The organism is Frankia sp. EI5c (assembly GCF_001636565.1).
Classification (GTDB): domain Bacteria; phylum Actinomycetota; class Actinomycetes; order Frankiales; family Frankiaceae; genus Parafrankia.
The window spans coordinates 95514-108081 of record NZ_LRTK01000030.1 but is presented as its reverse complement, the minus strand read 5'-3'; the positions used below and the strand labels follow the sequence as shown (position 1 = coordinate 108081).

At 73.7% G+C, this 12568-nt stretch carries 8 protein-coding genes and 1 pseudogene; 5 read left to right on the top strand and 4 right to left on the bottom strand.

All coding sequences use genetic code 11. The features are described 5' to 3' along the window. Position 1 precedes the first annotated feature (1 nt). From UG55_RS16030 to UG55_RS27415, 5 genes are all read left to right on the top strand, one after another. Positions 2 to 656 (top strand): ABC transporter permease (locus UG55_RS16030; RefSeq protein ID WP_242424595.1); only part of this gene is annotated, 655 nt, incomplete at its 5' end. Next, entirely contained in the window at positions 656 to 1921 is a 1266-nt protein-coding gene (locus UG55_RS16025; RefSeq protein ID WP_066069315.1) for an ABC transporter ATP-binding protein, read from the top strand. The genes UG55_RS16030 and UG55_RS16025, both read left to right, overlap by 1 nt. 25 nt (positions 1922 to 1946) lie before the next feature. Next, positions 1947 to 3470, top strand: coding sequence for a glycosyltransferase family 2 protein (locus UG55_RS16020; protein WP_242424594.1), 1524 nt, complete (start codon positions 1947 to 1949; stop codon positions 3468 to 3470). Next, positions 3467 to 5074, top strand: coding sequence for a glycosyltransferase (locus UG55_RS16015; protein WP_066069310.1), 1608 nt, complete (start codon positions 3467 to 3469; stop codon positions 5072 to 5074). Before UG55_RS16020 ends, UG55_RS16015 begins: the two co-directional genes overlap by 4 nt. 61 nt (positions 5075 to 5135) lie before the next feature. Further along, positions 5136 to 6263, top strand: a complete 1128-nt coding sequence (locus UG55_RS27415) for a glycosyltransferase family 1 protein (protein ID WP_083986857.1) — start codon at positions 5136 to 5138, stop codon at positions 6261 to 6263. A 1729-nt stretch (positions 6264 to 7992) separates the two neighbouring features. Here UG55_RS27415 and UG55_RS16000 read toward each other — a convergent pair. The 4 genes and pseudogenes from UG55_RS16000 to UG55_RS37815 form a co-directional block, all read right to left on the bottom strand. After that, positions 7993 to 8850, bottom strand: a complete 858-nt coding sequence (locus UG55_RS16000; RefSeq protein ID WP_066069299.1) for an NAD(P)-dependent oxidoreductase — start codon at positions 8848 to 8850, stop codon at positions 7993 to 7995. Next, positions 8847 to 10523: a hypothetical protein gene (locus UG55_RS15995; RefSeq protein WP_066069296.1), complete on the bottom strand. Its 1677-nt coding sequence runs from the start codon at positions 10521 to 10523 to the stop codon at positions 8847 to 8849. Before UG55_RS15995 ends, UG55_RS16000 begins: the two co-directional genes overlap by 4 nt. Positions 10524 to 10548: 25 nt before the next feature. Further along, entirely contained in the window at positions 10549 to 12240 is a 1692-nt protein-coding gene (gene metG / locus UG55_RS15990) for a methionine--tRNA ligase (RefSeq protein WP_066069293.1), read from the bottom strand. A gap of 65 nt (positions 12241 to 12305) precedes the next feature. Continuing rightward, positions 12306 to 12567 (bottom strand): annotated as a pseudogene (locus UG55_RS37815) (sugar nucleotide-binding protein); the annotation flags it as partial. Position 12568: the final 1 nt, after the last annotated feature.

The window sequence follows — 12568 nt, the reverse complement described above, 5'->3', positions numbered from 1 at the left end:
NGCACTTCGGCATCTATCTGATGTCCGGCCTGCTGGTGTGGAACGCGTTCTCGGGCAGCGTCTCGGCGGCCTGCGGGGCGGTGGTGGCCAACGGGAACCTGGTGAAGAAGGTCCGTTTCCCGCTGATGGTGCTGCCGCTGTCGGCGGTCGGTTTCGCCGCGGTGCACTTCCTGCTCCAGCTCATCGTGCTCTTCGTGGTGATCCTGGCGCTGGGGTACAGCCTGCTCGGGCCCGAGCTGCTGCTGCTGATCCCCGCCGGCGCGGTGGCGCTGCTGTTCACCGTCGCGCTGTCGGTACTGCTGTCCGCGCTCAACGTCCGCTACCGCGACACCCAGCACCTGCTGGACGTCGCGCTGCTGGCCTGGTTCTGGGTCAACCCGATGGTCTACGCCTTCGGCCTGATCCAGAACCGGCTGGACGAATGGACGTGGGTGTACCTGCTCAATCCGATGGCGGTGGTCGTGGTCACCTTCCAACGGGCGATCTACGACCCACCCCCGGGCAACACCACCGGCACGTCGTCGGTCATCGCCGACACCGGGTACGCCTTCTACCTCGAACACCTGGCGATCGCCGCGCTCATCTCGCTGGCCGTGCTGTGGCTGGGGCTGCGGGTGTTCAAGCGGTTCCAGGCCGACTTCGCCGAGGACCTCTAGTGTCGTCAGCCCCACTGGCCCCGCCAGCCCAGCCCGCGCAGCCCGACCGGCCCGCGGCCGCCGCCGCGGCCGGATCATCGTCGCCGGGCGCGCCGACGGTGATCCGCGCCTCCGGGGTCAGCAAGAAGTTCGTCGCCTACCACAAGCGCGCGACCAGCCTGAAGGAACGCCTCGTCCGGCGGGAGGCCGCGAGCGGAGACGACTTCTGGGCACTGCGCGACATCGACGTCCAGATCGGCCGCGGGCAGACGGTCGGCCTGGCCGGCGCGAACGGCTCGGGCAAGTCGACGCTGCTCAAGGTGCTGGCCGGCATCCTGCGCCCGTCCAGCGGCGAGGTGGCGGTCAACGGGCGGATCGCCTCCCTGCTGGAACTCGGGGCCGGGTTCAACGGCGAGCTCTCCGGCCGGGACAACGTGTACCTCAACGCCTCCCTGCTCGGGTTGTCCAAGCGCGAGATCGACCGGCTCTTCGACTCGATCGTCGACTTCTCCGAGCTGCGCCACAAGATCGACGACGAGGTGAAGCACTACTCGTCCGGCCAGTACGTGCGGCTCGGCTTCGCCGTGGCGGTGCATGTCGACCCGGACATCCTGCTCGTCGACGAGGTCCTCGCCGTCGGTGACGAGGCGTTCCAGCGCAAGTGCCTCGACAAGATCGCCCAGTTCCGGGCCGAGGGGCGGACGATCCTGTTCGTCACCCACTCCCTCGACCTGATCGAGAACATGTGCGATCGGATCCTGGTGCTGGAGACGGGCAACCTCATCTTCGACGGGCAGCCGGCGGTGGGGACGAAGCTGCTGCGCCAGCGGCTGGGCAGTCTGCCCACCGAGAGCGGCGTGGTGCCCTACGACCTGTCGCCGGTGAAGCCGGCGGCGGTGCGGTTCAGCCGCGACCCCGGCGGGCCGGCCCAGGTGCAGTACGACCCGGGTGAGCGGCTCACCGTCAGTGTCGAGCTCGACATCACCGAGGCCGCTCCGCGGCACGTCTACCTGCACGTGGAGATCATGGGCCAGGGCGAGGTGCCGATCTGGCTGATGGAGACCCCGGCGGGCGGGATCAGCCCCGGTCCGGGCGTCACGGTGGTGGATTTCGTCGTCCCGCGGCTGCCCGAGCTGCTCGGCGCGTTCGCGGTCAATGTCCGGGTGTCCGACGCCCTCACGGGTCAGCCGGTCACCGTGCGGCGGTTCGAGGACCTGTTCGGGGTCAGCGGGCCGCAGGTCGCCGGGCTGCTCCGGGTCGACTACGAGGCGCGGCTGCGCCGGTGACTGCGAGCCGAAGGCGGATGGTGCGATGAGCGGCGGGACAGGCAGCGCTCCGGGCGGTGGGCGCGAGGGCCTCAACGGGACCAACGGGCTCAACGGGCATGGCTCGCGGCGCCCGGGTGCCGGTGCCACCGAGGCGTTCCCGACCCCGGCTACCGGGGCGAGCGCCCCGGCGGGGCCGCGGGAGGGCGCGCTGGAGGGCGCCGAGCCGCTCGCCACGGTCGTCATCGTCAACTGGAACGGGGCACACCTGCTCCCACCCTGCCTGGACGCGCTCGCCAAGCAGGATGTGCCGTTCACGTTCGAGACCCACGTGGTCGACAACGCGTCAGCCGACGACTCCCGGGAGCTGCTCGCCCGCCGCTACCCCTGGGTGAAGATCGTGCGGTCGGAGCGCAACCTCGGTTTCGCCGGTGGGAACAACCTGGCGCTGCGCCAGGTCACCACCCCGCTCGCGGTGCTGCTGAACAACGACGCCATCCCCGAGCCCGACTGGCTGGCCCGGCTGCTCGCCCCGTTCGACGCGCCCGGCGGCAACCGGCTCGGCGCGGTCACCGGCAAGGTGGTCTTCCTCCCCCGCTTCCTGCGGCTCACCCTGTCGTCACCGACCTTCTCCCCCGGCCCGCACGACCCCCGCGAGCTGGGCGTACGGATCAGCTCGGTAACGGTGGACGGGCGGGAGGTGCTGCGGGAGGTGCTCTGGGAGAAGCTGACGTTCGGCGCCGAGGGCCCCGCGAAGGCCCCCTACTTCTGGACCCGCGGCGAGGGCGAGCTGTGCGTCCCGGTGCCGGAGGGCGGCCCGGTCACGATCGGCGTCACCTGGGCGGCCGACGCCGCCAAGGAGGTCACCCTGGGCTGGGACGGCCCGGGATCACCGAGTCGGGTGCTGCCGGTCACCGCCGAGCCGACGACGGTGTCCTTCACCGTGGACGCCGAGGCCCCGCGGGTGGATGTCATCAACAACGTCGGGGGCATCGTGCTCACCGACGGCTACGGCGCCGACCGCGGCTACCAGCAGATCGACACCGGCCAGTTCGACAACGCCGAGGAGGTCTTCACCGCCTGCGGCAACGGCATGGCGATGCGGACCGAGCTCGGCCAGCGGCTCGGCTGGTTCGACGACGACTTCTTCCTGTACTACGAGGACACCGACCTCTCCTGGCGGATCCGCTCCCGCGGGTACCAGATCCGCTACATCCCGGACGCGGTGCTGCGGCACGTGCACTCCGCCTCCAGCGTCGAGTGGTCCCCGCTGTTCGTGTTCCACACCGACCGCAACCGGCTGCTGATGCTGACCAAGGACGCGACCGCCCGCACCGCGTTCTCGGCGGTCGCGCGCTACCCGTTGACGACCGCTTCGATCGCGGTGCGCACCCTGCGCCAGGCCTGGCGGTCACGCAGCCGCCCGGCGGTGCGCCCCACCCTGCTGCGGGTCCGCGTCTTCGCCTCCTACCTGCGGCTGCTGCCCACGATGCTGCGTCGCCGCCGGGAGATCAGCGCCGCGGCCACCGAACGGCGTCGCAGCCTGCAGAGCTGGCTGGTCGAGCGATGACCGCCCCCGAGCCGGGCACCTCGGCGGGCGGCGGCACGGCGCCGGCCGTGGCGCCCGGGACGAAGGCCGCCGTCTACAACCGCTTCTGGCACTCGATGGGCGGCGGTGAGCGGCACAACGGCATGATCGCGCAGGTGCTCGCGGCGGACGGCCTGGACGTCGACCTCATCGGGCACTCCGACGTCGACCTCGACGCGCTCGGCAGTCATCTGGGGCTGGACCTGTCCCGGTGCCACTACCGGCGCCTGCCCGACCGCGGCGAGGAGGCGATCGCCGCGCTGTCCGACTCCTACCACCTGTTCGTCAACGGCTCGTACATGAGCAGGCTCGCCCCGCGCTCGCCGCGGTCGGCCTACCTGTGCTTCTTCCCCACCCCGTTCGACCACGACATGGCCACCTGGCGCAAGGCCGCGGTGCGCACCGCCGGGCCGCTGCTGCGGGGCGTGACCCCCGCGGTCAGCTTCGGGCAGGGCTGGTACCCGCCCGAGGGCGGCCGGCGCCGCCAGTGGACCTGGACGAACGGCGCCGGCGTCCTCGCGGTCAACCCCGGCGGCGGGCGGACCCTGCGGGCGGACATCGGGCGCCCCGGCGCACCCGAGGGCGTGCGGCTGAACGTCCTCGACGCGGACGGGACGGTCCTCGCCAAGCTGACGGTCGGCCAGGAGTTCGCGCCGTTCGAGGTGACGCTGCCGTCGTCGACGGACGGCACCGAGCTGACCCTGGTCAGCGATGCCTTCTCCCCCGGCGAGGCGGACGTCCGCGAGCTGGGGGTGGCGGTCAGCCGGCCGCGGGTCACCGACGCCGACGAGGGCCCGCTGGAGCGGATGGCGCTGCGGTTCCCGTGGCTGCTGCGCGATCCGGCCGACCTCGGCTACCTCGACGGCTACGACACCGTCATGGCCAACTCCGAGTACACCCGCGGCTGGATCAGCCGGTTGTGGGGCCGGGAATCCGACGTGCTGTTCCCGCCCATCCAGGTCGACCGGCTCACCCCGGCGCCGGAGCGGGAGAACGCCGTCATCACCGTCGGGCGCTTCTTCGCCCCCGGCCTCGGTCACGCCAAGCGGCAGCTGGAGATGGTGCAGTGGTTCGGTGAGCTGTACCGCTCCGGCGGGCTGCCCGGGTGGCGCATGTACGTGGTGGGCGGCTGTGAGGACTCGCAGAAGCCCTACGTGGAGCAGGTTCGCGCCGCGGGCGCCGGGCTGCCGGTCGACGTGCTGCCGAACGCGCCGCGCGCCGAGGTCGAGCGGCTGCTGTCCACCAGCTCGGTGTTCTGGTCGGCGACCGGCTACGGCGAGGACGACCGGCGCCGGCCCTGGACGGCGGAGCACTTCGGGATGACGACCGTCGAGGCGATGGCCGGGGGCTGTGTGCCGGTCGTCATCGACCGCGCCGGCCAGCGCGAGATCGTCCGGCACGGGCGGGACGGCTACCGCTGGAACGGTCCCGAGCAGGTCGCCTCGTTCACCCGGCGGCTCGCCACCGAGGTCGGGCTGCGGTCCCGGCTCGCCGCGTCCGCCGTGGAGCGGGCCCAGCAGTTCTCCGACGCCGCGTTCGCCGATCGGTGGCACGACATCGTCGAACGCCGCCGGCTGTACTCCTAGGCCGGGGCCAGCCGTCTCATGACTCCCGAACCGGGCCGCTCCCCGGATCCGAGGCCCTGACATGCGCGTCGTGCTCGACGGGACCCCGCTGCTCGGGCCGCGCACCGGCGTCGGCCGGTACACCGCGGCGCTGCTCGCCGAGCTGGCCGGCCTGGGTGAAGCCGACCTCGACGTGGCGGCGACCGCCTTCACCTGGCGGGGTTCCGCCGGCCTCGCGGCCGCGCTGCCGCCCGGGGTCCGGCCGGCGGCCCGGCGCGTCCCGGCCCGGCTGTTGCAGGACGCCTGGACACGTTCGGAGCACCCGCCGACCGAATGGCTCACCGGACCCGCGGACGTCGTCCACGCGACGAACTTCGTCCTCGGCCCGCTGGCGTCGGCCCGCGGGGTGCTGACCGTCCACGACCTGTCCTACCTGCGGACCCCGGACACGGTGTCCGACGCGTCCGCCCGTTACACGACGCTGGTGCCCCGCGGGCTGCGCCGAGCCGACGCGGTGCTGACCCCCAGCCAGGCCGTCGCCGACGAGGTCATCGCCGCCTACCGGCTCGACCCGGCGCTGGTCACCCCGACCCCGCTCGGAGTCGACGCCGCCTGGTTCGACGCCGCCCCGCCGGCCCGCGGCTGGCTGGCCGCCCGCGGGCTGCCGGAGCGCTACCTGCTCTTCGTCGGTTCCGCGGAACCGCGCAAGAACCTGCCGGCCCTGCTGGCGGCGCTGCGCCGGCTGCGTGCCGATGAGCCCGACACCCCGCCGCTGGCACTGGTCGGGCCGCCCGGCTGGGGTCCGGCGCTCGACACCGCCGGCCTGCCCGCCGGCGCGGTCGTCACCGTCGGCTACCTGGACGACGCCGAGCTGCGGTCGGTGGTCGCGGGCGCGGCGGCGCTGTGTTTCCCGTCCCGCTACGAGGGCTTCGGGCTACCGCCCCTGGAGGCGCTCGCCGCCGGCACGCGGGTGGTGGCCGCCGACATCCCCGCCGTTCGCGAGGTCGTCGGTGGTGCCGCCGGGGTCCGGCTGGTCCCTCCCGGCCGGCCGGACGACTTCGCCGACAGCCTCGCCGGGGCACTGCGGTCCGCGCTCGCCGAACCCGCCGACACCGACACCACCGCCCGGGGCCGCGAGCACGCCCGGGCGTTCACCTGGCGGCGCACCGCCGAACTGACCGCCGCCGTCTACCGGCGGGTCGCCGGCTGAGGCGCTCTCCTGGCCCACCGAGAGCCTGGCGATCGACGTCCCGAGCAGGAGAAGGCCGATCAGGCCCAGCATCGCCAGGGCGCCCAGGAACAACGGGGCATGGTCCGGCCCGATGACGCCGGCCGCCAGCGCACCGCGCAACCGGCCGAGGGTGTCGTTCCCGGCCAGGGCGGGATCGCGCCGGGCCAGCTCCCGGCCCAACATGATCGCCGCGGTGCCACCCAGCGCGCCCACCACCAGCACCGCCGGCACGCCGCGCCGCGCCAGCGCCGGCGGAAGCGGGAGCGCTGAGCAGCCGGCCGCCACGGCCAGCGCGAGGACGGGCAGCGCCGGCAGCAGGTACCGCGTGAACGGCGCCCCGCCGGCCGCCGTGAACCCGACGAGCGTCGCCACCGCGGCCAGCGCCTGCGCGGCCACGACAACCCAGCACAGAACCTCGACCGCCCTGCTCCGCCCGCTCTCCGGGCCAGGCCCCCCGCCACCGCCGGCACCGGGTTCGGCGGAATCGTCCCGAACGGCACGGACGGCCCGAACGGCACTACCCGCGGCGGCGATCAACAGGCCCAGCAGGGTGAGCAGCCCGATCCCGGCGGCGACGCGGATCGGCAGCCCCGCCAGCAGGGTTGGGCGCCCGTACAGCCCGCGGTAGACCAACCACCAGAAATCCCCGGACGTGGCCACCTCGCCGGCCGGCCGGTGCCCGGACCCGGTGGGGAACATCGCGGCGATCCGCCGGGTGCCCGTCGCGTCGCCGTACAGCCTGACGTTGCGCAGGTAGAACCAGCCGGCTGACAGGGCCGTCAGCAGGCCCGCCGCCGCTGCCGCGGCGGCTCCTGCCATGGCCGCCCTCCCCCACCCCGGCCACGCCCGGGCACGGGGCCACGCCCGGGCACGGGGGCGGGCGGCGGCGGAGCCGGCCCGGCCGAGCGCGACGGCGATCCCGACCGCGGGCACGAGCGGAAGCACCGCCAGCGCACCGGCGGCGCGGCTGAGCGCAGCGGCGGGGAGCAGCACCGCCACCGGCAGGAGCGTGCGCGCCGAAGGGCCTCGCCGGGCGAGGGCGAGCGTCGCCGCTGTCGCCGCGGTGATCAGGGCGACGGCGAGCGCGTCGTTGTACACCTGGGACGCGATGGCGACGAACGCACCGGTCACACCGGTGACGGCGGCCGCGGCCACCGCGAGATCCGGCCGGGCGGGTAGGAGAAGGCGCACCAGCAGCGCCGTCGCGACCAGGGCCGCGAACCCCACCGCGAGGTTGAGCACCCGCGCCGCGTAGAAGCCGGCCAGTGGATGGCCCGCCGCCGCACCGGCGCCGAGCGGTACGGCTTCGAGCAGGTAGAACAGCGGCGGATGGTTCGCCGTGTACACGAGATCGAAGTTGCTGAGCCCGGCGTCCCGGGCCGCGCAGGTCGGCAGCGACCCCGCGCCGGCCCGGTCGATGGCGGCCCGCGCCGTTCCGCGCGGTACCCGGCAGTCGGCGGGCAGACCGGGCATGCCGGGAACGGTGGAACGCACCGGTGTGTCCAGCTCGGGCAGCCGCCCGTCGGTGATCTCGACGGCGTAGGCGGTGTGCTGCGCCTCGTCCGCGCTGGCGAACGGCGCCGTGGCGAACGCTCCGAGCAGGCCGACGGAAACCAGCAGCAGTCCGGCGGCGACGACACCGAGCGCCAGCCAGCGCCCGGCCGGGGCGGCACCACGACCGGCCCGGCCGGTGTGGGCGGCAGTCCGCTCAGGCCGGAGCGGGGACATCCGCCGCCGCCATCGCGGCGAAGTCGTCCCCGGCGTGACCGGCCCGCTCGGCCGCGCTGGTGATCTCCAGCGTGGCCTCGGCGAGCGGGAGCCGCCCGGTGACCGCGGCCGTCGCGAGCCGGACGTCCTTGGCGAGCCCGGCGACGGTGAACGCGACCTGGGCGTAGTCGTCCGTCTCCAGCATCGATCGCTTGTAGTTGACCAGGTACCCGAGCGGCCCGGCCGCGAGCTCGCGCAGCAGCAGGTCTCGGTCGATACCGAGCTCCGTGCCGTAGCGGAGGACCTCGGCCACCGCCGCCATCCCCTCGGCGAGGCCGAGGTTGAAGACGGTCTTCAACGCGCTGGCGGCCCCGACCGCGCCCACGTGCTCGACCTTCTCCGGATCACCGAAGGTCTCCAGGATGTCGCGGGCGGCAGCGAGGTCGTCGTCAGTCGCACCGACCAGGACCCGCAGGGTGCCGGCCTCGGCGGGACCGACCGTGCCGATCACCGGGGCGTCCAGGTAGCGCAGTCCCGCGGTGGCGGCGGTACTGCCCAGCTCGCGGGCGGCCGCCGGGCCCACCGTCGTGCAGTTGACGATCAACAGGCCCCGTTTCGCGGCCGGCGTGACCTGCGCGAGCACGTCCGCGGCGGACTCCGGATCGAACAGCATGAGGACGCAGACGTCGGCACCCCGCACCGCGATGGCGGGATCGGCGGCGGCCACGGCCCCGGCGGCCAGCAGTTCCTCGGCCCGGCCCGGCGTCCGGTTCCAGACCACCAGCTCGTGACCCGCGTCCAGGATGTGCCGGGCCATCCGCCGGCCCATCCGCCCGAGGCCGAGAAACGCGACTCTCATGGGTTTTCCCCCTCGTCCGTGACGTCGATGCCTCCACCCGGCCCCGCCCGCAGCACCCGCGCCAGCCCGAAGGCTCCCAGCAGCGCGCCGGGGGCGAGCAGGCCGATGACGGACCCCAGGTAGCGGTAGTCGAATCCGGAGGTCAGGGAACTGAGCAGCAGGGTGGACATACCCGCGCCCGCCGTGAGCCAGAACAGCGGGCCCGGGCCGGGGCGCCCCCTGGCCCATCCGACGGCACCGGCGAGCACCCCCCCGAGCAGGCCAAGACCGACCAGCGGCATCGCCGGATAGGACACCGGTGACCAGGCCGCGAGCGCGCCGGCAAGCTGACCGTTGCGCTCCTCGACGGTGAAGTAGCCGTCGGTGGCATGCGGCTGCCCTCCGGGCAGGCGGTTGGTGTCGGCCCGGGGCAGCTCCCAGGTGCCGGCGCGGCTGGTGAGCGCCGTCTCGTACCGGACGGGCAGGAAGTATCCGCCCAGGTAGCGGGCCGTACTGCTGATCATCATCCAGGGCTGCTCGCGGATGACGCGGTGCGCGAAGTCGCCGGCGAGTTCCTCCCGCCCGGGTGGGACGAGGTCGTTGCCCTGGCGCAGCAGCGAGTCGTCGGGCCACAGGTAGGTCACGGGAGAGCCACGTTCACCGACCGGTCGGGGATCGCACAGGGATCGCAGCTCGGGGTCCTCGGGCAGCCGGGCACAGTCGGCGAACGGCGCGACCCGCCCGTAGAGGAAGAAGCCCGAGTGCGCCGTCGCCGTGAAGCCCTGGCCCTGGCTGGCGCTCCACGCCGAGTAGGCGACGACCGGCGCCGCCGCGGCCAGGACGAACGCGATGACGGGTGTGCCGGCCGCCAGCCGGGCCAGCCGTGGCGGCCGGGCCAGCCGTGGCGGCCGGGCCAGCCGTGGCGGCCGGGCCAGCCGTGGCGGCCGCCGCCCGTCGTCACCGGCGCGGCGCCGGTGACCGACCACCAGCAGGACGGCGCCGAGGGCTCCGACGGCGATCGGGCCGTAGCCGACGGTCCGGACGGTCACGCTCGCGCCGAGCAACAGCCCGGCGAGCGCGAACCGCCTGGTCGACGGGCCGCCCGGCCAGGCGAGCGCCAGGACCCCGCCGAGGGCCAGCGTCCCGAACAGGCTGTCGGCCAGGACGAACTGGCCGAGGTCGAGTACCCAGGGCGCCAGCAGGGCCGGTGCCGCCACCAGCGCGGCCGGCCAGCCGCCGCGCCCGCGCGCCGCGGCGGCCGGGCCGCACCGCTCGAACAGCCGCCGGGACGTCGCGTACAGGGCCACCCCGGCCAGCAGCGACAGCGTGTGCTGCGCGATCACCAGCCTGGTCAGGTGATCGGGAGCGCCGAGGAGCCGCAGGAACATCGGGTAGCCGGAGGGCCGCCAGTCCCCGGCCCACAGCCGGCGGGCGGCCTGGTCCAGGTAGGCCGGGGAATCGCCGTGGTAGAGCAGCGCGGGCCGGTAGGCCGCGATGACGGCCACCCGGGCCGCGACCGCCAGCGCGAGCACCAGCAGGAAGGCTGCATGGCCGCGCGGATCGGTGACCTGATCCGCGTAAACAAGATGATTGAGGTCGGCGTGGCCTGACTGGACCGGTAGGTTCCCAGCCGCCGTCCCGTCCCGGGATGGCGGTGCGCCCACCGGGGACGGCGGGCCCGATGAGCTCGCCATTGCCAGTCAGTCTGGCACGCGGGCCTCAGCCGCCGGTCTCCAGGGCGTCCACGTCCAGCTTGGTGAACAGGCCGCCGGACCAGGCCAGCCGACGGCCCGCCGGAACCGGCTGACGCGCCCAGACATCCAGGTCGATACCCAGCACCTCGGCGACCCGCGCCGAGCTGAACGGCAGGAACGGCGCCAGCGCGGTCGTGATCCCGGAGATCGCCTGGATCGCCACCACCAGGCTGCGGGCCGCGGCGTCCTTGTCGACCTTGACCGTCTTCCACGGCTCCTCGCGGTAGAGGTAGGCGTTCACCTCGGCGGAGATCTCCATCGCCGCGCGCAGGGCGGCCCGCAGCTCGACCCGCTCCAGCAGCTCGGCAACCCGGCCGAGACCGGCGTCGACGGAGGCGAGCAGCTCCGCGTGCACGCCGTCGAGCTCGCCGGTCGCCGGCAGCTCACCCCCGAAGAACTTGTTGACCTGCGCCATCACCCGGTTGACCAGGTTTCCCCAGTTGGCGATGAGCTCGTCGTTCACCCGGCGGATGATGTCCGCGTCCGAGATCTCGGTGTCGTTCTGCTCCGGCAGCACCGAGGCCAGCGCGAACCGCAGCGCGTCCGGCTGGAGCAGTTCGAGGTACTCGCGCACCCCCCGGCCGATCCCCGCCGACTTCGACGCCTTGGCGCCCCCGAAGGTGACGTACTGGTTGGCCGGGACGTCCGTCGGCAGGTTCAGGCCGCCGTAGCCGAGCAGCATCGCCGGCCAGATGACGGTGTGGAACGGGATGTTGTCCTTGCCCACGAAGTAGTACGCGGTCGCCTGCGGGTCCTCCCACCAGGCCCGCCAGGCCTCTTCGTCACCGGTGGACGCGGCCCACTCCTTGCTCGCCGACAGGTAGCCGATGACCGCCTCGAACCAGACGTAGAGCCGCTTGCCCGGCCCCAGCTCGTCCGTGGGCAGCGGGACGCCCCAGTCCAGGTCGCGGGTGATTGCGCGGTCGTGCAGTCCGTCCTTGACGAACTGCACCGACCAGTTCAGCACGTGCCGGCGCCAGCCCTGGCGGGACTGCAGCCAGTCGAGCAGCTGGTCGGACAGACCGGACAGGCGCAGGAAGAAGTGGGTGGTCTGCCGCATCTCGGGCACCGCGCCGGTGACCTTGCTGCGCGGGTCGATCAGCAGCTCCGGGTCGAGCGTGCGCCCGCAGTTCTCGCACTGGTCACCACGGGCCTGCGGGTACGAGCAGAACGGGCAGGTGCCGACGACGTACCGGTCGGGCAGGAAACGGCTCGCGTCCGGGTCGAAGAACTGCGAGGTCTCCTTCGGGTAGATGTACCCCGCCGCCCGCAGCCGGGTGAACACGTCCTGGGCGACCGCGGCGTGGTTGTCGGTGCGGGTGGTGGTGAACAGATCGAAGCTGATCCCCAGATCGGACCAGATCCGCAGGAACTCCGGGTGGTACCGGTCGACGACCGCCTGCGGCGAGACCCCCTCCTCGTCCGCCCGCACGGTGATCGGCGTGCCGTGCGCGTCGGATCCCGAGACCATCAGCACCCGGTTGCCCGCCATGCGCTGATAGCGGGCGAAGATGTCCGCGGGCAGGTAGGCACCGGCGATATGCCCAAGATGCGGCTGCCCGTTGGCGTACGGCCACGCGACGGCGACGAGGACCGGACGGCCCGGACGCCGCGCCGCCGTGTCGGAGGCGGCCGTGTCGGGGGTCTGAGTGCTCACAGCATCAAACTACTCGCCGGCCGCGCTCCTGATCTCCCCCGATCGCCCCGCGCGGGCCGGCGCCGTCAGCCGGACAGCTCGGCGCCGAAGTCCGCGAACGCGGCGGTGAACGCCTCGTCCCACGGGCGCAGCGGGCGGAGGCCCGCGTCCAGCCACGACCGCTGGGAGAGGACCGAGTAGGCCGGCCGCCGGGCCGGGCGCGGGAACTCGGCCGTGGTGATCGGCACCACCTTGGCCGGGTCCTGGCCGAGGGCCGCCACGATCGAGCGCGCGAAGCCGAACCAGGTCGTCTCACCACTGCCGGTGCAGTGGTAGACCCCCGGCGCGN